We start from the raw sequence: 20,601 nt of genomic DNA, 5'->3' as shown, positions 1-20,601 counted from the left end.
CCGATCAGGCCGCGACGCGGCCGGTCTCGATAAAGGCGCGATCGGCCCACACGGCGTGCGTGCCGCTGCTCAATTTGTGCGGCAGCGCGATGCGGCAGACCGGGCCGGCGGCAAAGTTCTTCGCATCGATCAGCACGCATTCCGAGGTGCCGCGATTTTCGTCGATCAGGAAGCTGACGATATAGCCGTCATCCTCGTCCACCGCCCCGATGCGCGGCGCGAACGGCGCCTCGCTGGCATAGACGCCGTCGGGCAGCTTGACCGTCTCGCTGGTGCCGGCCTGCAGGTCGTGCTTGACGAACGTGTCGAACAGGAACCAGCCCGGCTTGGCGCTGACCGAATAGGCGTAGCGATACGGCTTGCCGGCATAGCGCGCGTTCATCATGCCGAACTCGACCGTGTCCTCGCCCAAGCGCTGCTCGATCGTCTCTCCGGTCTTGAGATTGAAGCGCCAGCGGTGCAGTCGGCTGCGGAAGCTGTGCATGTCGAGATAGGCCATCATATGCTCATGGCCCTCGACCGACCCGGTGAGCGGCGGCGGGGTCGGGTCTTCCTGGAAGTAGCCGTCGAGGATCAGCTCGTCGCCTTCCTCATAGGCATTGAGGAAGTGCAGGATGTAGCACGGCGCGGCTTCGAACCATTGGATGTCGTCCGGTCCGCCGTGGCGCGGCACCACGCCGAAACGCGACGGCATGTCCTTGAAGAAGCGCACCGCGTGCACGCCGCGTTCGAGCAACTTGGGGTCCCAGAATACGGGCAGATCGTTGAGGATCGAATAGCGGTCGCTGAACGCCATGTCGTGCGGCAGACGGGGGCCGGGCAGGGGGATGGGAATATAGCTTTTGAGCTTCCCGTCCACGCCGACCACGCCGTAATGCATGTAGGGCGGGTGCTTCGAATAGTTGAAGAACAGCAGCTCGCCGGTCGCCTCGTCGACCTTACAATGCGCCGAGACGCCGTCGATCGGGCCCCATGGTGCGATGCCGAGATCCTCGAGCGTCTGCGGATCTATCGCATAGGCCTCGCCGCACTGGTAGAAGGTCGAGAGCAGTTTGCCGGCATGGACGACGACGTCGGTGCTGGCATTGTCCTTGAGCCCGCCATGCGCGCCGTAACCGGGGCGCTGCGAGGTGCCGGCGGGATCGGCGAGCCCGCCCCACAGCGACGCGCCGGCTTCCTGCTCGGCCTGGAAGCAGCGCGTGCGCACGAAGCGATTGCGATACGAGGCGCGGCCGGCCTGGAACGAGATCTGATGGATCATGGCATCGGCATCGAACGGGTGATGCCGGCCAAGCGGCTGATGCACCTGGTTCTCGGTGTTGCGGAAATAGATGCCGTCAATGTCGTGCGGGATCGTGCCTTCGATGACATCGAGATCCTCGGCATCGACTTCCTCGTGCAGCGGGGTCCAGGCACCGTTGAGATACGGGTGGTTGCTGGGCTTGAGGCTGGTGACGACGGGGGGGTGTCGCTCGAGCTTCATGACTGGATCCTCATCTACGCCGGAACGCCGGCTTTACGCTAACGGAACCCGCTATCATTGCGGGTCTTTTAATGCAAGTGACTGGCGGCGGGCTTGTCCCGCCGCCAGTCATGTTCCGCCGTCGGTCAGAATTTGCCCGACAGGCGGACGCCGTAGGTGCGCGGATTCCCGTACAACGATGCCTCGTCACCGAGGAACGGGATCACGCTGGTGCGGTACAATTTGTCCGTCAGGTTCTTTGCCCACAAGGTCACCGCCCAGCGATCGCTCGCCTTGCCGAAGCCGATCCGTGCATCGAGCAGGCCATAGCCGGGCTCCGAATTGAGGTTTTCCGGGCCGTAGAAGAACCCGTCCTGATAGGTGAAATCGGCATGGGCCTTGATCACGTAATCCTCACCGACAGGCAGCTTGTAATCCGCGGCGATAGAATATTGGTAATCCGCGGTGCGCGCGAGCTTGTTGCCGGAATAATCCAAGTTGCGCCGCGGATCGACATAATCCTTGTACTTCGCATCGAGGATCGAGCCCGAGCCCGAAACGCTGAACTGATCGGTGACGGCGATCGACAGTTCGCCTTCGATGCCCTGGATCTTGGCGCTGGCGGCGTTGGTGACCACGGTAGTGAGCAGCACGTCGTCGAGCTGCTCGACCTGCAGATTGCTGAAATCGAGCCGGAATGCGGCCAGGTTCAGGCGCACGCGGCGATCGAACAGGTCGCTCTTGAAGCCGACTTCGTAATTCCACGCGGTTTCGGGGTTGAACGCGCGCGACGCGGTGGCGCCGTCGGGCGTTGCCGCCTGCCAGCCGCCGCCCTTGAAGCCCTTGGCGGCCGAGGCGTAGAGCAGGATCGCCGGGGTCGCCTTATATTCGAGCGCGAAGCGCGGCGTGGCTTCCTTCCAGGTCTTCTCGACATTGATGTTGTACGGCGTCCTGAGCGGGGCGGGGGAGAGGATGTCGCCGGCCGGGCCGAGGCTGTTGATCCGCGCGTTGGCGTTCATCTCCTTGTGATCGATCGTGTAGCGCGCGCCGACCGACGCGGTCAGGCCGTTGACGATCTCATATTCGACCTCGCCGAACGCGGCGTAGTTCGAGGTGATGCCGCTATTGGCGAAGACGTTTTCGCCGTCCAGGCTGTCACGCGTGCCGCCGGGGCCACCGGGCAGCGCCGAGCGCGCCGTGTTGATCGAGTTGCGGCGCGTATCCTCGCGCAGATAATAGAGGCCGACCAGCCAGCTGAACGGGCCGCTCTTGTCCGAGGCGAGACGCAGTTCCTGCGTGATGCCGGTATATTTTTCCGACTGAGTGAGGACGGAATCGGTGAAGGACGGCGGCGCGCCGGCGCCGGCCTGGCTGAACCTTTGCCCCGAATCGCCGATGCGGATCGCGGCGAGATAGGTCAGCGCGGCGCCGCCGAAATCATAGTCGGCGCGGCCGGTGAAGCCATAGGTGCTGCGGCGGTTATATTGCAGGTAGGGCGTCTCGGTCGTGCGCGGATCCTTGGAGATCTGGCCCGTGGTGATCGGCCCGACGCCGACGCGGGTGGGGTCGTCGACCGCGTGCCGCGCCTGGCCGCCGCCTTCGTCGTGGCTGGCATCGGCCACGAAGCTGAGCGTCAGATCCTCGCTCGCGCGGACCAGGATCGAGGCGCGGCCGGCATAGCCCTCGGCGTCGTCGAGCTCCTGGCCGTTGACGATGTTGCGGCTGTAGCCGTCGTGGCGGGCCTGCTGGAACGAGAGCCGCGCGGCGACTGTCTCGGACAGCGGGCCGGTGATGTTGGCTTCGGACTGGACCGTGCCGTAATTGCCGACCGAGACATAGCCACCGGCGCCGAAATCGAATTTGGGCGTCGCGGTGATGATGCTGATCGCGCCGCCGACCACGTTCTTGCCGAAGATCGTGCCCTGCGGCCCGCGCAGCACCTCGACGCGCTCGACATCGAAGATCGGCGGCGTGGCCGAGCCGCGGCGGCCGATATAGACCTCGTTGATGAACAGGCCGATCGAGGGATCGGCGCTGGCGCTGGTCAGCCGCACCGTGCCGACGCCGCGGATGAACGCCTCCTGTTCGAGCGACCCCTGCGCCTGGAAGGTGAAGCTCGGCGTGCGGCCGGCGAGTGCGGAGAGATCGGTGATCTGTGCCTCACGCAGCGCCGTGCCGCCGAATGCGGTAACCGCGATCGGCACGTTCTGCAGGCTTTCCTCACGCTTGCGCGCGGTGACGATGATCTCCTCGAGCTGCGGACCGTCGAGCTGCGCGGCGGGCGCGTCGACCGGCGTGTCGGTACCAGCGGTCGATTGCGCGGCGGCGGGCAGTGCAGTGCTCAGCGCGGCGATGCTCGCGGATGCCAATGCCAGACGCAAAACGTGCGCGCAGGTGATAGCGGCCATTCAGTCTCTCCCAAAAATGTCGGCCGGTCTTCAGACCGTGTCCGCTCACTTAGTCTCTTTAAGCAAGCCTAGCCTGTTTTCCGGAAAGTAACTTGCTTGTCAAGACCTACTCGGTTGACAGCGGCGTGGGGGTGCGTCACCTTACTTGCATAAAGCGACTGACATAGGAGAGCAGCATGACTGACACCGCCCTGAGCGCAGCCGCGCCCGTTTCGGACGCGCGCAAGATCGACATCGCGACGCAGATGATCGCCGCCTGGAAGGCGATGGATTGGGACGCAGCGGCCGCGCTGTTTACCGAAGACGGGGTGCTGCATTCGATGATGGTCGACCCGATCGAGGGGCGCGACGCGATCCACAAGCGCATTTCCGGGCTTGGCGAACTGGCCACCGAGATCGTGCTCGACGTCAGCAATATGGGCGTGATCAACGGCATCGTGTACATGGAGCGGGTCGATCGCTTCGTCTATAACGGCAAGACGGGCGCGGTGCCGGTGACCGGCGTGTTCGAGTTCGAGGGCGACCGGATCAAGGTTTGGCGCGAATATTACGATCGCAACCAGCTGCTCGGCGAAATGGGCGTGGCGACGGACTTCGATCACGAGACCCGCTGACATGGCCAGCGCTGCCGCGCCCGTGGCCGGCCCCGCATCCGATTGGCCCAGGCCGGCGCGCAGCTGGTTCGCGGTGGCGGTGCTGACCTTGGGCTACACCGTGTCGTTCATCGACCGCACGATCCTCAGCCTGCTGATCGACCCGATCAAGGCCGATCTCGCGCTCAGCGATACGCAGATCGCACTGCTGCAGGGGCTGGCGTTCGGGCTGTTCTACACGGTGATGGGCATGCCGCTCGGCTGGCTGGTCGATCGCACGTCGCGCAAACGCGTGGTGGCGATCGGCGTCACCACCTGGTGCCTGGCGACTGCGGCGTGCGGCCTGGCGGGCAATTTCTGGCACCTGTTCCTGGCGCGGATGGGCGTCGGCGCGGGCGAGGCGAGCCTGTCCCCCGCGGCGATCTCGATGATCGGGGACAGTTTCCCGGCCGAGCGCCGCGCCTTCCCGATCAGCGTCTATTCGATGGCTTCCTCGGTCGGCGCCGGGCTGGCGCTGATGGTCGGCGGCACGGTGGTACAGGCGATCACCGCGCAGCCGCGTTTCGCGCTGCCGCTGATCGGCGAGGTCGCGCCGTGGCAGGCGACGTTCATCATCGTCGGGCTGGCCGGACTGGTCGTCGTGCTGCTGCTCGCGTTCGTGACAGAACCGGTGCGGCGCGAAGTGCTGGTGCGCGAGGAAGCGGGCGCCGGGCTGATCCCGCATCTGCGGCGCAACCGCGCGTTCCACCTGCGTCATCTGGGCGGCATGGCGCTGTATTGCGTGCTGATCTACGGCGTCCTGTCCTGGATGCCGGCCTATTTCATCCGCACGTTCGGCTGGACGCCGGGGCAGGTCGGCTTGCGCTACGGCTTCGTGGTCACGGTGTTCGGCGGTATCGGGCTTGCGGGCGCGGGCTGGCTGTCGTCGCGGCTGGCGGTGCGCGGCGTGCGCGCGGCGAGCCTCAAGATCACCGGCTGGTCGATCCTGATCGTCACCCCGCTGCTGATCGCGGCATGCCTGGCGAACGATGGCTGGAGCGCCGTGTTCATCCTGGCGCCGGCGATGCTGTTCTTCACCGCCTCGGGCGGGCTGGCCGTGTCGGCACTGTGCGAGGCGGCACCGGGCAATCTGCGGGGGCGGACGGCAGCGCTCTATTATTTCGTGCTCGGCATCGTCGGGCTGACGGTCGGGCCGGTCAGCGTCGCGCTGATCACCGAGCATGTGTTCCACGATCCCGCCGCGCTCGGCCCGGCGATCGCGCTGGCCACCGGCATACTCGGCCCGATCGCCGGATTGCTCGTGCTGAGTGCGATCAAACCGTTCGGACGTGCGGTGGACGTGCTTGCCAAGCCGATCTGACCGACATAGACTTGTTTAAAGAGACTGACCTAAGCGTCGGCGAATCGGAGCGGACATGACCTATATCCTGGGCGGCTGGCAGAGCGATTTTTCCGATAATTGGGCGCGGCGTGGCGTGGATATGGCGCACGTCTTTTCCGAGACGATCGAGGCCGGGCTCGACGCGACCAAGCTCGAGCCGAAGGACGTGGATACCGGCCATGTCGGCAATTTCGTCGGCGAACTGTTTGCGGGGCAGGGCTTGCTCGGCGGCTTTTTCGGGCTGGTCCATCCTGATTTCGATGGATTGCCCACGGCGCGTCACGAGGCTGCCTGTGCCTCGGGTTCGGTGGCGATCCTCGCCGCCACGGCGGAGCTCGAGGCGGGGCGCTACGATCTCGCCTGCGTGCTCGGGGTCGAGCAGATGCGGAATGTGCCAGGCAGGCAGGCGGCGGAAAATCTCGGCGCGGCGGCCTGGGCCGGGCATGAGTTCGCCGATGCCGACTATGTCTGGCCGCGCGCCTTTTCCGACCTGACGGAGGAATATGACCGGCGCTACGGAATCGACGCGCGGCATTTGCGGCGTATCGCCGAGATCAATTTCGCCAACGGCAAGCGCAACCCGAACGCGCAATCGCGCGGCTGGGCATTCACGCCGGAAAGCTTCACCGACGACGACGTCGCCAACCCGGTGGTCGAGGGCCGGATGCGCAAGATGGATTGCGGGCAGGTGACGGACGGCGCGAGCGTGATCTTCCTCGCTTCGCCCGAACGGGCGGCCCAATATGCGAAGGAGCGTGGCATCGCGCTCGACAGCCTCCCGCGCATCACCGGCTGGGGGCATCGCTCGGCGCCAATCTCCTACCGCCGCAAGGTCGAGGCGAGCGCGGATGACGCCTATGTCTTTCCGCAGGTAAAGCGCGCCGCCGACGAGGCGCGCGCGCGCGCCGGAGTGACGCTGGACCAGGTCGACCTGGTCGAGCTGCACGACTGTTTCACCACGACCGAATATATGGCGATCGAACATCTCGGCATCGCCGCGCCGGGCGAGGCGTGGAAGGCGATCGAGGATGGCAGCATCGAGCCGGGCGGGCGCATTCCGGTGAACCCGTCCGGCGGGCTGATCGGGTGTGGCCATCCGGTCGGCGCGACCGGCGTGCGCATGACGCTGGACGCATTCAAACAGGTCACCGGCACCGCCGGCGACTATCAGGTCGAAGGCGCCAGGACCGTGCAGACGCTGAATATCGGCGGCTCGACCACCACCACCGTGAGCCTCGTCGTCCAGGCGTGATCACGCGCAGAACCATCGTGATCGGGGGCGCGGCGCTGGCCGTGACATTCCCGGCACGCAGCAAGGAGAGACCCATGCCCGACCCGAAGACCGATAACGTTGCCACGCTCCGCAAGGTCATCAGCAGCTGGCACGAGGCCGATGTGGAAGGTGTGCTGGCCTGCCTGCACGAGGATATCACCTGGAACAATTCGGGCGGGATGAAGCCGCCGATCCAGGGCAAGGCGCAGATGCGCAAGACGCTGGAGGCGATGAAGGGCCGGCTGAAGAACAATCGCTGGCGGCTGTTCGATGTCGCCGCGGTCGGCGAGACGGTGTGGATGGAAGGGGTCGACGAGTTCGACACGATGGACGGCACGCGCATCGCCATCCCCTATTGCGGCATCCTCGATTACGAAGGCGGCGTGATCCGCCACTGGCGCGAATATTTCGACGGGCGGCTGCAGGAGGAGCAGGTCGCGGGCAAGGGCGTGCGCGACACGGTCGATGCGATGCTCGCGCGGCCGGCAGTCTGATGGCCAGCGCCGCACGCCCGCTGGACGCGCCGCCACCGCCGTTCCGCGAAGCCAAATTGATGCCGATCGATATCGCGGTCGAACGGCGTGAGGACGGCACGATCCTGCTGCAATCGAGGATCGCCATTGCCGACTATGACGCGAACATCCCCGCCGATCTGCTGCGCTCGGCCGCGCGCCAGCCGGACAAGCCGGCGTTGGCATGGCGCGAAGCGGGCACGGACGGCTGGGCGACGCTGACCTATGCCGAACTGCAGGCGCGGATCGATGCGACCGCGCAGTGGCTGATCGACCATGCGCCCGACGGCCGGCCGATGCTGCTGATCGCCGACAATACGCCGGCCTTCGCGATCGCGACCTTCGCCGCCTGGGCGGCAGGCCTGCCGGTATGCCCGGTCAGTACCGCTTATGGCGCGCTGGGCGGTGATTTCGGACGGCTCGCGCATGTCGTGGCCAAGGTGAAGCCGGGCATGGTGTTTGCGGAGAATTCGGCCAAGCTCGCGCCGGCGCTCGCCACGCTCGATCTTGGCGACGCGATCGTGATTACCGGCGATCCGGCGGCGATCGTCAAGCCGGCGGTGTCGATCGAGACCGTGCTTGCGACCAAGCCGACCGACGCGGTGCGTATCGCGATCGAGGCGATCCGTAGCACCGATCTTGCCGCCTATATGCTGACCTCGGGCTCGACCGGCCTGCCCAAGATGGTGACGATCACGTTCGACAATCTCGCCGCCAACAGCGTGCAATGCCGGCAGATGATCGGCGAGGCGGCGGGCTGGCACGACGTGATGCTCGATTGGCTGCCCTGGCATCATGCCGCCGGCGCGTTCGTGCTGCGCACGACGCTGACCGAGGGCGGCACGCTGTATATCGACGACGGCAAGCCGCTGCCCGGGCTGTTCGAGGAATCGATCCGCAACCTGCGCGAGATCCCGGTGCGGTTCTTCAACAACGTACCGCTCGGCTACGGCATGCTGGTCGAGGCGCTGGAACGCGATCCGGTGCTGCGCCGCACTTTCTTCTCGCAGCTGAAAGTGATGCTGTATGGCGGCGCGGGGCTGAGCCAGCCGGTGTATGATCGCCTGCAGGCAGCGGCGGTGGCGGAGACCGGGCACCGCATCATGCTCACCTCGGGCTATGGCTCGACCGAGACGGTATCGGCGTTCATGGCGATCCATTTCGAAACCGACCGCGTCGGCATCGGCCTGCCGGCGCCGGGCGCGATCGTCAAACTGGTGCCGTCGGGCGACCGCTACGAAGTGCGCGCCAAGGGGCCGAACGTGACGATCGGCTATCTCGACGAGCCGGCCAAGACGGCCGAGGCATTCGACGAGGAAGGCTTTTATCGCACCGGCGACATGGGCGTCTTCAACGATCCGGCGGATCCGGAGAAAGGCCTCGCCTTTGCGGGGCGCGCGGCGGAAGAGTTCAAACTGTCGAGCGGCGCCTGGGTCTATGGCGGGAGTTTGCGGGACGGGCTGCTCAAGGCGCTAACGCCGATGGTGCGCGATCTCGTGCTGTGCGACGAGAATCGGGAATATCTCACCTTGTTGCTGTGGCCGACGCCGGAGGGCGATGCCGCGCGCATCGCCGCGGCACTGAAGCGGTTCAACGCCGCGCAGCATGGCGGCTCGTCGCGGATCCGCCGCGCCTTGCTGCTCGACAAGGCGCCCGATCCCAACGCGCACGAAATGTCCGATAAGGGCACGATCAACCGCCGCGCGGTGATCGACCGCCGCAAGGCCGAGGTCGATCGCCTCTATGCCGCGCATCCCGATCCCCAGATCCTCATCATCGAAGGAAATCCGCAATGAGCGACCCGCTCGACCCCCGCCTGCAGCTGTTGCTCGACAAGGCCGAGATCACCGACGTGATCAACCTGTACCTGCGCGGCGCCGACCGCGCGGACATTCCGCTGATCGCCGCCGCCTATCATGACGATGCGATCGAGGATCATGGCGGCGTCTATCACGGCCCGGCCAGCGACTATGTCGCGCTGATGGCCAAGGTGCTGCCGAAGGGCGGGATCATGAACCACCTTGCGACCAATGTGGTGATCGAGGTGGACGGCGATGTCGCGATCGCCGAGCATTACATCCTGGCGTTCGCGCGGATGAAGGAGAAGGGCGGCGACAAGTTCGACACGCTGAGCCTCGCCCGCGCGGTCGATCGGTTCGAGAAGCGCGACGGGCAGTGGAAGATCGCGCTGCGCCGGCTGGCGTGGGAATGGAACCACGAAATGCCGCTGGCCGAAAGCTGGGGCCGGGGAATGATGTTCCCCGAAGGCACCGAACTGGTGCGCGGCGCCAAGCATCCGCACGACATCCTTTATCAGATGGCGGCCGGCTGATGGCGATGGACGTTGCAGGCGCGGTGGCGATCGTCACCGGGGGCAATCGCGGTATCGGCGAGGCGTTCGTCCGCGCACTGATCGGTGCGGGGGCGGCCAAGGTCTATGTCGGCACGCGCGACGTGGCCAATGCACAACATCTGGTCGACGAAGGGCAGGGCAGGGTGGTCGCGCTGGCGCTCGACGTCGCACAGCCCGAGCAGATCGCTGCGGCGGCGGCCGCGTGCGGCGACGTGTCGATCCTGGTCAACAATGCCGGCGCCTTCCTCAACCAGCGGCTGATCGGCGCCGAGACGATGGCTGCGGCGCGCGAGGAGATGGAGGTCAATTATTTTGGCCTGCTCGGCATGTGCCGCGCCTTCGCGCCGATCCTGAAGGCCAATGGCGGGGGCGCGGTGGTCAACATCCTGTCCTCCGGCGGTGTCGTCGCGGTGCCGGCGATGGGCGGGTACAGCCCGTCCAAATTCGCCGCGCGCGCCGCGACCACCTCGATCCGCGCCGAGCTTGCCAAGCAGGGCACGACCGTCTCGGCGCTGATCGTCGGATCGGTCGATACGCGGATGGCGGCGCATGTCGGGGGCGCGAAGGAACGGCCCGAGGATATTGCCAAGGTCGGCCTGTCGGCGATCAAGCGCGGCACCGACGAGGTCGATACCGACCGGATGGCGGTGGAGGTGCGCGCACACAAGGCACGCGATCCCAAGGCACAGGAGCGCGCGCTGGCGCGGATGCTCGACATGGACACGATCAGCACGGGGCGGTGACCGCCAACGGGAGCAGGGAAAAGATGGTGTGATCAATCAGCATCGTCACCCCGGCCTTGAGCCGGGGTGACGGGTCTGGGGAAAACCCATCATGCGCTAGGGAACAAGCAATGGACGTTCTGAGGATACTCGCGATCGACGCGGTGACGGTGGTGATCGCCTTCACCACCTTATGGGCGATCTGTTCGTCGATCCGCGACGTGACGATGGTCGATGCGTGGTGGGCGCTGGGCATGGCATTGCTCGCGCTGGCGACGTTCGCGCAGATGGATGTCGCGACCGACCGGCGCGTGTTGCTGCTCGGGCTGTGCGGCCTGTGGGCGGTGCGGCTGGGCGGCTATCTGTTCTGGCGGTGGCGCGATCACGGGCCGGACCGGCGCTATGTGCGGATGATGGAAAAGGCCCAGGAGAAGCGCGGCTGGGGCTATGCCCGGGCAAGCTTCTGGCTGGTGTTCGTGACACAGGCGCCGTTGCAGTTCATCGTCGCACTGCCGGTGATGCTCGGGCAGATCCAGGCCGAGCCGGTGGCGCTGGGGACCTTGGCCTGTATTGGCGCGGCGCTGGCGCTGTTCGGCATCGTGTTCGAGAGCATCGGCGATCTGCAGCTGACGCTGTTCCGCAAGAACCCCGCCAATGTCGGCAAGGTGCTGAACACCGGGCTATGGCGCTACACGCGGCACCCCAACTATTTCGGCGATGCTTGTGTGTGGTGGGGGCTGTACCTGATCGGCGCGGAGACGACGCTGGGGATCTTGGCGATCCCCGGGCCGATCCTGCTGACCTGGACGCTGATGAAATGGTCGGGCGCGCCGACGCTCGAATTCCGCATGCGCAAGACCAAGCCGCATTATGCCGAGTATATCGCGACGACCTCGGGCTTCGTGCCGTGGCCGCCGAAACGCGTGAAGGGCTGAAAGCCATGCAACTGACCCCGCAGTCCCGCATCGACGACTATACCGCCAAGGGCTGGTGGGGCGATCTGACGCTCGACCAGTGGCTGCAGCGCAACCGCCGCGACGTGCCGGACCGGCTCGCGCTGGTCGATCCGCTCAACCGCGAGACGCTCGATGGCCATGCGCCGCGGCGGTTCACCTGGGCAGAATTCGGCAGCGAGGTCGACCGCGTCGCCGCGGCGTTGCTGGCGATCGGGCTCGAGAAGGACGACGTGCTCACCTACCAGTTGCCCAACATCACCGAGACGGTGATTCTGGCGCTGGCCTGTTCGCGCATCGGGCTGATCATCTCGCCGGTGGTGATGCCGTACCGCGCGCACGAACTGGCCTATGTGATCGATACGGTGCGGCCGGCAGCGGTGGTCACCGTCGCCAGTTTCGCCGGCTACGACCATGCCGCGATGGCGGTGGCGCTGACCGGCGGGCGCAACTGCAAGGTCTTGGTAACGGGCGGCGACGCACCGCGCGGCACGATCGATCTCGATGCGGCGATCGCCGCCGCCGATCCGGCCAAGGCCGCGGCCTATCACGACGCGCAGCCGATCCAGCCGGGCGAGGTGTTCACGATCTTCTGGACCTCGGGCACCGAGGCGCGGCCCAAGGGCGTGCCGCGCGACATGAACCACTGGATCGTCAATGGCGAGATCGTCGCGGAAGCGGCCGATATCCGCGAGGGCGAAGTGCTGCTCAACCCGTTCCCATTGGTCAATATCGGTTCGTTCGGGATGGTCACGCCGTGGCTGATGCATCGCGGCACGCTGGTGCTGCATCATCCGTTCGATCTCGGCGTGTTCCTGCAGCAGATCGCCGCCGAGCGGGTCAATTACACGATCGCCGCGCCCGCCATCCTCAACGCGCTGCTCAAGACGCCGGGCTTGCTGGACAGCGTGGACCTGTCCTCGCTGCGCGCGATCGGCTCGGGGTCCGCGCCGCTCAGCCCGTGGATGATCGAGGGCTTCGCGCGCGATCACGATATCGAAGTGTGCAACATGTTCGGTTCGAACGAGGGCGCGTCGCTCTTCTCCGATGCGCGCTCGGTGCCGGACCATCACGATCGTGCACGCTATTTCCCGCGCATGGGCGTGGCCGGGATCGACTGGCCGGGCAGCCGCGCCAATGGCATGATCCAGACGCGGCTGGTCGATCTCGAAACCGAGCAGGACATTACCGAGCCCGGGCAGCCGGGCGAATTGCGCTTTCAGGGCGCGGCGACGTTCGGCGGCTATTGGGAAATCCCGGCGATCACCGAGCAGGCGTTCGACGCGCAAGGCTTCTACCGGACCGGCGACCTGTTCGAGCTTGCCGGCGACGAGAGCCCGCCGCGATTCTATCGCTTCGTCGGGCGCTGCAAGGACATCATCGTGCGCGGCGGGGTGAACATCTCGCCGGCCGAGATCGACGATCTGCTCGCCGGCCATCCCGCGCTCAGGGAAGCGGCGGTGGTCGGCGTGCCCGACGAGCGGCTCGGCGAGCGGATGTGCGTCGCCGCGGTGCCCGAAGCGGGGCAGGCGCCGACGCTGGCGGAGATTGCCGGCTGGCTGAAGGATCAGGGGCTGGCGGTGTTCAAGCTGCCGGAACTGATGGTCGAGGTGCCGGCGCTGCCGCGCAATGCGATGAACAAGGTTTCGCGTCGCGACCTGCGCGAGACCGTGCTGCAGATGCTGGCATGACGCTGTACGACCGCTTCGCCCAGGTGATCGCCGCGTGGAACGCCGGCGATATCGATGCCGCGCTGGCCGGGATGGACGAGCGCGTGGTGTGGCATGTCGCCGCCGGCGCGCTGGCGCCGCTGGAAGGCAAGGCGGCGGTGCGCGGCTTCCTGGAGATGCTGGCGGGCGATCTCGCCGAGACGCGCTGGAGCATCCGGCATCATGCCGAGCAGCAGGATCGCCTGTTCGTCGAAGGGATCGATGCCTATACCCGCCGCAACGGGATCGCCGTGGCGATGCCTTATGCCGCGGTGATCGAGTTCGCCGACGGCCGGATCACGGCGTGGCGCGATTATATCGATACGCGGCGCATGGAGCGGCTGCGCGAGGGCGCGGTCGCGCCCGATCACGTGCAGGCGCTGACCATGATCGGGACCTGATCGCCCGGCGCCGTTGCCGCAAGCTGCGCACCGGCCAGCGCGCCGCGGGCCCTTGCCTCACGCCGCCGGCGAGGTGGTGCCCAGCGCGTCGAGCTCGCCGCTCTCGCGCGCCTTCTTGCCGTACACGGCCTCGAACAGCGGCCCGGCCATCATCGTCGTGACGATCGCCATCAGCACCAGCATCGAGAACAGGGTCGGGCCGATAATGCCCTTTTGCAGCCCGATATTGATGATGATCAATTCCATCAGCCCGCGCGAATTCATCAGCGCGCCGATGCCGAGCGCGGTGCGGTTATCCTCGCCCGCCAGCCGCGCGGCGAGATAGCAGGCGCCCCCCTTGGCGATGATCGAGGCGACCAGGATGGCCAGCGCGATCAACAGCAGCGAACCCGAATTGACCATGTCCATCCGCGTGTTGAGGCCGGAATAGGTGAAGAACATCGGCAGCAGCAGGACGACGGCGAGCGGCTCAATCTTGCGCTTGATCTCGGCGGCGAACAGCCCGCGCGGCAGCACGGCGCCAAGGATGAAGCCGCCGAAGATCGCGTGGATGCCGACCATGTCCATCAGAAAGGCCGACGTGCAAAAGGCGATCAGCACGATCGCCAGCACCGCGTCGCTCATCGCCCCGTCGCGCTCGACCCGCGCGGCGAGCGGCGCGAACACGCGCGGACCGAAGACGATGACGATCGCCGCCCAGATCAGTCCGCCACCGATCGCCACGATCGCCACGCCGGGGCCACCGCCGAACGTTGCCAGCACGATCGCCAGCACGCACCACGAACAGGCGTCATCGAACGCGCCGGCGGTCAGCGACAAGGTTCCGAGCGAGGAATTGGCCAGCCCGCGTTCGTTGATGATCCGCGCCAGCATCGGAAAGGCGGTAAGCGCGATGCACGCGCCGAGGAACAGCGTGGCGTTCATCGTCGAGATGCCGGGCGCGAACAGGCCGGGTACGTCGATAAGGTAGGGCGTGATCAGGATCGCGATCGCGAACGGCGCGGCGATGCCCGCCAGCGATACGCCGGCGGCGCTTTTCGCCTTGGCCTTGAAATGATCGATGCGCAGCGTCGTGCCGACCAGGAACATGTAGAGGCCGACGCCGAGCTGGGCACCGGCATAGAGGATGTTCCGGGTTTCCTTGGGAAAGATCGCGCCCTGCAGATCGGGCCAGAACAGGCCGAGCAGCGACGGCCCGAGCACCACGCCGGCGATCATCTCCCCCACGACCTGCGGCTGGGCGAGCAGTTTCCGGCCCAGCCAGCCGACCGCGCGGCAGGTCAGCAGGATGATCGCGAGCTGCAGGAAGAAGTGGATCGAGAAATCGCCCGGGGCATAGCTTTTCGCCGCGGCCAGCGTCGCCGGGCCATGCGGCGACAGCACGTCGCCGAGCGTCGCCCACACACTGTCCATCATGACGTCTTCCTCCCCGGACCGGCGCACCGCTTGGCGGCATCGCAGCTGACTGGCCGCGAGGAACCGCAAACGCGCTGGGGCGCGCAAGCTGAAAGGCGGGGAGAGTTATCCAAAGCAGCGCGATTCCGGCAGCTGCCGCGGATTGTGTTGCGGCGACGACACGGTGTAGTAACGTGCCTACGCCATCCCGGTATATTTGTAGCATAGTAGTATCTTGGGAGCGTTCACGTGAAGGTGATGACGAGCCGCGCGTTCAACCAGGATATCAGCCAGGCGAAGCGCGCCGCGCGACTCGCCCCGGTGGTGGTGACCGATCGCGGCACGCCGACGCACGTGCTGCTCAGCATCGAGGCGTATCAGCGATTGTCCGGCGCGCGCGACACGATCGTCGACCTGCTCGCGGCGCGCGACGACGATGCCGCGCCGCTGACGATCGCACCCGCCGACGGTGCGTGGGGCAATCCGCGCTGATGTTCCTGCTCGATACCGAGGTGATCGCCGAACTGCGGCGTGGCGCGCATGCCGATCCGGCGCTGGCCGGCTGGGCCGGCGCGGTGCCGCGCGAGCGCTTGTTCCTGTCGACGGTGTCGCTGCTCGATCTGGAAAACGCCGCCTTGCGGCTGGCGGTGCGGGAGAAGGCGCAGGCCCAGCGGCTGCAGCGTTGGATCGACGAGCAGGTGCTGCCGGCGTTCGACGGGCGGATCCTGCCGGTCGATGCGGCGGTGGTGCGGCGTCGCCGTGCGCTGACGCTGCCCGATCCGCGCGATGCGCTGGTCGCCGCCACCGCGCTGGAACAGGGATTGGTGCTCGCCAGCCGGCGCGGCGCGGCGTTCAAGCCGGCCAAAGTCAAGCTGCTCGATCCCTGGCAGCAGGAGGCCGAGGATAGCGACTGGCGCCACGCCGATCGTGGCGAGCCGCATTGGCTCAAGACGCTGTTCGTGCGCGCCTGATGCGGCTAGGTTGGATGGCATGAGCTTCACGGGCAGCGGCGGGCGCAGGATCCTGATCGTCGGCGGCGGGACGGCGGGCTGGCTCACGGCGGCGTATCTCGGCAAGGCGCTCGGGCCCGGCGCGGACATCACGCTGCTCGAATCGCCCGAGATCGGCGTCATCGGCGTGGGCGAGGGGACGTTCCCGACGATCCGCGCGACGCTCAAATTCCTCGGCATCGACGAAGCGGCGTTCCTGCGCGAAACCTCTGCGACGTTCAAGCAGGGCATCCGCTTCGCCGACTGGCTGCATGCGCCGGACGGCGACCGGCGGCATAGCTACGTGCACCCGTTCGAAGCGCCGTTCCAGACCGAGTTCGGCAGTCTGGTGCCCTATTGGCTGGCACAGGCGCCGGGCACGCGCGCGGCGTTTGCCGAGGCGGTGACGATCCAGGCCCGGGTCGCCGATGCTGGGCGCGCGCCGAAGACGGCGGGCGACGGCAATTTCGACGGGCCGCTGGCCTATGCCTTTCACTGCGATGCGGTGAAGCTCGCCGGTCTGCTGTCGCGTCACGCAATCGCCGGTGGCGTGGCGCATGTCGCCGATGTCGTCACGCGGGTCGAGGTCGCGCCCGACGGGGCGATCGCCGGGGTCCAGACGCGCGATCACGGCCGGCTGGAGGCCGATCTCTATATCGATTGTACCGGGTTTCGCGCCGAACTGATCGGCCGCGCGCTGGGCGAGCCGATCCGGTCGGTGCGCGACCAGCTGTTCACCGATCGCGCGATCACCGCCAAGCTCCCCTATCCGCGCGCCACGGCGCCGCTTGCCAGCTATACGCTGGCGACGGCGCATGAGGGCGGCTGGATCTGGGACATCGGTCTGGCCGACACGCATGGCGTGGGCTGTGTCTATTCCAGCGCGCATCTCGACGATGAACGCGCGGCCGCGATCCTGCACGACTATCTGGGCGTGGAGCCGGGCGCGATCGACACGCGCAGCCTGGCGTTCGAGCCTGGCTATCGCGCGCGGCAATGGATCGGCAATTGCGTGGCGGTGGGGCTGGCCGGCGGCTTTCTCGAGCCGCTCGAGGCGACCGGGATCGTGATGATCGAGGCGGCGGCGGCGATGATCGCTGAGCTGCTGCCGCCGGCCGGCCCGGTGGCGGCGCCGGCGCGCCGCTTCAATGCGCTGATGGCGGCGCGCTACGACACGATCGTCACCTTTCTCAAGCTGCACTATGCGCTGAGCCGCCGGCGCGAGCCGTTCTGGCGCGACAATGCCGATCCGGCGACGTGGCCGGCGGGCCTGGCCGAGCTGCTCGACCAGTGGCGCTACCGCCCGCCCGGCCGGTTCGACTTCACGCTCGACACCGAGACGTTCGCCTTCTTCAACTATCAATATGTGCTGTACGGGATGGATTTCGGTACCGTGGTCGCGGCCGGGCGCAACGCCATGCCCGGTGTGGCCGGCGCCGAGCGACAGTTTGCGCGGATCCGATCGTTCGGCGAACGCGCCATGCAGGATCTGCCGCCGCATCGCGATCTGGTGGAGCGGCTGCGCGCGGATCCCGGCATCCGCACGGCGGCTACCGAGTAGATCAGGCGATCGGCATGATCCCGGCGGCGAAGGCGACGCGCAACAACTCGGGCAGATTGCGGACGCCGAGCTTGGTCATCAGATTGGCGCGATAGATTTCGATGGTACGCGGGCTGAGCGCCAGCCGGTAGGCGATGACCTTGTTGCTGCAGCCGGCGATCAGGCCGTCGAGCACATCACGCTCGCGCGGCGAGAGTGCCGCGACGCGCGTGCAGTCCCGCGGGGCAGGCACCGCCGCCGTGTCGTCCTGCTGTTGTCGGTCGAATGCCTCGTCGAACATGTTGAGCAACGTCTCGCCATCATAGGGCGTGGCGATGAAATCGTCCGCCCCGGCCTTCATCGCCTGCACCGCGGTGGCAATCGTTCCTCTGCCGGCGACGATGCGGACGAACCGCCGCTCCCCGGCCGCGTGCAACTGCGCCAACACATCGAGCGCGTGCATGCCGGGCAGGTTGGACGCGAGCAACAGCACGCCCCGCGGCAGTCCCGCGGACCAGGCGAGGAAGGCATCGCCGCTGTCGAAGCAGCGCACCTCGAGGCCCGGCTGCCGCGACAGCAGCAGCTCCAGCGCGGCGCGGGCGTCATTGTCGTCATCGACGATATAGACGTGTTTCGTCTGGATGACGCTGTCGGGGCGATGCTGACCAGGGCGGCGTGTCCCGGTTGCGGGGGCTGCCATCGGCGCCGGGCGTGCCGTATGCTGATACGTCGCCAATCGCTTTGTGCGGTCGGCGGGCGCGATTTCCGACGCGCTCGACCGCTGCCCGGGCTGCCACGGCACCAACGTCGCCATCACGCGGCACTCAGCCGGCGGACCGGCGCACGCGGCCCAGGCGTCCCGCGCATGGCGTCGATCAGGCACCAGAACAAGGCGGTGCCGGCGAGCCGCGGCAAATCCCAAGCCAACGAATAGCCGGGGCGGGCGCGGCGCCTGCCGGACAGGGCGGCACCGTGGTCAGGGCGCATCACGCGAAATCCGCTGGGCACCTTGTGCCACCGGCCGCTGGTCATCCGCGCGGCCGACCGGATCATGTCGCGGCCGCATCTGCGACACTGGCTGAACACGAAGCCCTGGTTGGTGCGGCATGTCGGCGCCGCAACGTGGCTGGTGAGACGACAGCGCAGGGACATGCAGAACCTCGTTTGCGATATGGGCCAGGCGGTGATGCGTGGCGAGCAGGATCAGATCGGACGGACCGCCATGCAGCACGGCTTCGAGATCCCAGATTTCGAACCGCTCGCCGGTTGCGACGAGCAGCGCGGTGGCGCCGATCCGGCCGCGATCGCGCATCAAGGCGGGCAGCACGATCATCCCGTCTGGCGCGATCGCGCTCCGCGCGACGAAGCCGTAGGTACGGCGGAGGCGCTGTGGATCGTCGTGCAAGCGCTGCGCCTCTGCGCCGAAATGGCGCTGCTGGGCATAGTGTCGATCGTAGGCGACGAGGCAGGGAGCTGTCTCGTGCAGACCGATGAACAGCGTCTTGGTTGGTGAGCGACGCTGAGTCGTTTCGTGAAAAAAACGTGGGAGAAGTATCTCTCCGGCGACGGTGACCTCGCACAAGGCGCTGCCAATGAATAGTTCGTCCATGACCTGTCCCATCTATCAACAAGAGATATGGTTAACAAGCATTGAAGGCGATTAAAGCTCAGGTTTAATACCTAAGGTTATTTCCGATAGACATCAGTTCAATCAAAAAATCAAAACCGTTGTAGATTGAACCGCGAGCGCAACTTTAGAACGACAATAGCGTCGTGTTTCTACAATATCGTTAACCACATTCTAGCTTGATACATAGCCGGGCCTGGATTGTTTGGGACGAAGCAGATGGTGACGTTTCGGTCGGCAGAGGCACCGTTGGTGACGGTAGTCGGGGTCGGTGGCGCCGGGGGCAATGCGGTGGCGCCGCTGGTCGAACACGCGCTCGACGGCGTGAAGGTGGTGTGTGCGAATACCGATATGCAGGCGTTGCGCGCGGTGCCCCCGGCCGCCCGCCTGCAACTCGGCCGCCGAATCACCGCCGGCCTGGGGGCAGGGGCGCGGCGCGCGGTGGGGCGGGCGGCCGCGGCGGAATCGCTACCGGCGATCCGCCGCGCGCTCGACGGCACGTCGTTATGCTTCATCGCCGCGGGGCTGGGCGGCGGGACGGGCAGCGGCGCGGCGCCGGTGATCGCGCAGGCGGCGCGCGACATGGGTATCCTGACCGTCGGCGTGGCGACCAAGCCCTTCGCGTTCGAGGGGCGGCGGCGGCAGGCGACGGCCGAGGCCGCGCTGATCGAGCTGCGCGGCGCGGTGGATGCGCTCGTCACGGTGTGCAACCAGAACCTGTTTCGGGTGATCGGCGCGAATACGAGGCTGGCTGCGGCGCTGGCGCTGTCGGATTCGATCATCCGTGACAGCGCGACCAATTTCGCGCTGCTGCTCGGTGCGGCCTCGGTCAAGAATCTCACTTTGGCCGACCTGCGTGCGATGCTTGAATCGAGCGGGGATGCGATGATCGGGTTCGGGGAGTGCCGCCGCGGGGCGGATCGCGCGCGCGCGGCGGCGCGTGCCGCGCTCGATTGTCCGCTGCTCGAGGGGCAGGGGGCGAGCGCGCGGCACCTGCTGGTGACGATCGCCGGGGGCGATGATCTCGGGCTGTTCGAGATGGAGCAGGCGATGGCGTGGCTGCGCGACAGCGTGCCCGCGGCGACCGAACTGACCTGGGGCGCGGTAATCGATCCGGCGCTGCGCGGGCGGGTGCGGGTGGGGGTCGTCGCCGGGGGCGTGACGGCGGTCGCGGGCGCGGCGGCGGCGGCGGTGGGGGCGGCCGCCGTCGCCACTGCGCCGCAACAGTGCGCGGCCGACCCCGACACTGTGCCGATCGCGGCGCCGCAATTCGACTTCGATGC

At 66.9% G+C, this 20,601-nt stretch carries 20 protein-coding genes; 14 read left to right on the top strand and 6 right to left on the bottom strand.

Going from position 1 to position 20,601, the window contains the following annotated elements:
- Nucleotides 1-4 precede the first annotated feature (4 nt).
- Nucleotides 5-1,483: a carotenoid oxygenase family protein gene (locus NV401_RS13470; RefSeq protein WP_261294958.1), complete on the bottom strand. Its 1,479-nt coding sequence runs from the start codon at nt 1,481-1,483 to the stop codon at nt 5-7.
- A gap of 125 nt (nt 1,484-1,608) precedes the next feature.
- Nucleotides 1,609-3,870, bottom strand: a complete 2,262-nt coding sequence (locus NV401_RS13465) for a TonB-dependent receptor (RefSeq protein WP_261294957.1) — start codon at nt 3,868-3,870, stop codon at nt 1,609-1,611.
- Nucleotides 3,871-4,046: 176 nt separating this feature from the next.
- On the opposite strand from NV401_RS13465, the gene NV401_RS13460 reads away from it, so the two are divergent.
- The 10 genes from NV401_RS13460 (at nt 4,047) to NV401_RS13415 (ending at nt 13,767) form a co-directional block, all read left to right on the top strand.
- Nucleotides 4,047-4,484 carry a nuclear transport factor 2 family protein gene (locus tag NV401_RS13460; protein ID WP_261294956.1) on the top strand — a complete coding sequence of 146 codons (438 nt, stop codon included), beginning with the start codon at nt 4,047-4,049 and terminating at the stop codon, nt 4,482-4,484.
- Between the two features lies 1 nt (nt 4,485).
- Entirely contained in the window at nt 4,486-5,823 is a 1,338-nt protein-coding gene (locus NV401_RS13455) for an MFS transporter (RefSeq protein ID WP_261294955.1), read from the top strand.
- 55 nt (nt 5,824-5,878) lie between these two features.
- Entirely contained in the window at nt 5,879-7,096 is a 1,218-nt protein-coding gene (locus NV401_RS13450; RefSeq protein ID WP_261294954.1) for an acetyl-CoA acetyltransferase, read from the top strand.
- Nucleotides 7,097-7,170: 74 nt separating this feature from the next.
- A complete protein-coding gene (locus NV401_RS13445) occupies nt 7,171-7,611 on the top strand; it encodes a nuclear transport factor 2 family protein (RefSeq protein ID WP_261294953.1) in 441 nt (146 codons plus the stop codon).
- The gene (locus NV401_RS13440; RefSeq protein ID WP_261294952.1) at nt 7,611-9,425 is read left to right on the top strand and encodes an AMP-binding protein; all 1,815 of its coding nucleotides are present in this window, start codon (nt 7,611-7,613) and stop codon (nt 9,423-9,425) included. Before NV401_RS13445 ends, NV401_RS13440 begins: the two co-directional genes overlap by 1 nt.
- Complete coding sequence (locus NV401_RS13435; protein WP_261294951.1) at nt 9,422-9,961, top strand: nuclear transport factor 2 family protein; 540 nt, start codon at nt 9,422-9,424, stop codon at nt 9,959-9,961. The genes NV401_RS13440 and NV401_RS13435 overlap by 4 nt, the downstream gene beginning before the upstream one ends.
- On the top strand, nt 9,961-10,725 hold the full coding sequence (locus NV401_RS13430; protein WP_261294950.1) for an SDR family oxidoreductase: 765 nt from the start codon (nt 9,961-9,963) through the stop codon (nt 10,723-10,725). Before NV401_RS13435 ends, NV401_RS13430 begins: the two co-directional genes overlap by 1 nt.
- Nucleotides 10,726-10,835: 110 nt before the next feature.
- The gene (locus tag NV401_RS13425; protein ID WP_261294949.1) at nt 10,836-11,639 is read left to right on the top strand and encodes a DUF1295 domain-containing protein; all 804 of its coding nucleotides are present in this window, start codon (nt 10,836-10,838) and stop codon (nt 11,637-11,639) included.
- Between the two features lie 5 nt (nt 11,640-11,644).
- Entirely contained in the window at nt 11,645-13,348 is a 1,704-nt protein-coding gene (locus tag NV401_RS13420) for a class I adenylate-forming enzyme family protein (protein ID WP_261294948.1), read from the top strand.
- Entirely contained in the window at nt 13,345-13,767 is a 423-nt protein-coding gene (locus tag NV401_RS13415; RefSeq protein ID WP_261294947.1) for a nuclear transport factor 2 family protein, read from the top strand. The genes NV401_RS13420 and NV401_RS13415 overlap by 4 nt, the downstream gene beginning before the upstream one ends.
- A 57-nt stretch (nt 13,768-13,824) precedes the next feature.
- Here the strand turns inward: NV401_RS13415 and NV401_RS13410 are convergent, their stop codons facing one another.
- Nucleotides 13,825-15,180, bottom strand: coding sequence for a cation:proton antiporter (locus NV401_RS13410; protein WP_380816774.1), 1,356 nt, complete (start codon nt 15,178-15,180; stop codon nt 13,825-13,827).
- Nucleotides 15,181-15,420: 240 nt separating this feature from the next.
- Here NV401_RS13410 and NV401_RS13405 point away from each other — a divergent pair, with 240 nt between their 5' ends.
- From NV401_RS13405 to NV401_RS13395, 3 genes are read left to right on the top strand one after another with little or no spacing between them, the layout of a single operon-like run.
- Entirely contained in the window at nt 15,421-15,654 is a 234-nt protein-coding gene (locus NV401_RS13405) for a type II toxin-antitoxin system Phd/YefM family antitoxin (protein ID WP_261295048.1), read from the top strand.
- A complete protein-coding gene (locus tag NV401_RS13400) occupies nt 15,654-16,133 on the top strand; it encodes a PIN domain-containing protein (RefSeq protein ID WP_261294945.1) in 480 nt (159 codons plus the stop codon). Before NV401_RS13405 ends, NV401_RS13400 begins: the two co-directional genes overlap by 1 nt.
- A gap of 19 nt (nt 16,134-16,152) precedes the next feature.
- Complete coding sequence (locus tag NV401_RS13395; RefSeq protein WP_261294944.1) at nt 16,153-17,712, top strand: tryptophan halogenase family protein; 1,560 nt, start codon at nt 16,153-16,155, stop codon at nt 17,710-17,712.
- Nucleotide 17,713: 1 nt separating this feature from the next.
- Here NV401_RS13395 and NV401_RS13390 read toward each other — a convergent pair whose 3' ends face one another.
- The 3 genes from NV401_RS13390 to NV401_RS13380 all read right to left on the bottom strand — a co-directional run bounded on the left by NV401_RS13390 (nt 17,714) and on the right by NV401_RS13380 (nt 19,300).
- Complete coding sequence (locus NV401_RS13390) at nt 17,714-18,391, bottom strand: response regulator transcription factor (RefSeq protein WP_261294943.1); 678 nt, start codon at nt 18,389-18,391, stop codon at nt 17,714-17,716.
- A gap of 113 nt (nt 18,392-18,504) precedes the next feature.
- Nucleotides 18,505-18,678: a hypothetical protein gene (locus NV401_RS13385; protein ID WP_261294942.1), complete on the bottom strand. Its 174-nt coding sequence runs from the start codon at nt 18,676-18,678 to the stop codon at nt 18,505-18,507.
- On the bottom strand, nt 18,668-19,300 hold the full coding sequence (locus NV401_RS13380; protein ID WP_261294941.1) for a division/cell wall cluster transcriptional repressor MraZ: 633 nt from the start codon (nt 19,298-19,300) through the stop codon (nt 18,668-18,670). Before NV401_RS13380 ends, NV401_RS13385 begins: the two co-directional genes overlap by 11 nt.
- A 237-nt stretch (nt 19,301-19,537) precedes the next feature.
- On the opposite strand from NV401_RS13380, the gene NV401_RS13375 reads away from it, so the two are divergent.
- Nucleotides 19,538-20,601: FtsZ/tubulin family protein (locus tag NV401_RS13375; protein ID WP_261294940.1), on the top strand; the 1,064-nt coding region annotated here is incomplete at its 3' end.

It is taken from the genome of Sphingomonas hylomeconis (assembly GCF_025370105.1).
GTDB lineage: Bacteria > Pseudomonadota > Alphaproteobacteria > Sphingomonadales > Sphingomonadaceae > Sphingomonas > Sphingomonas hylomeconis.
This window is presented reverse-complemented; position numbering and strand designations above follow the sequence as displayed.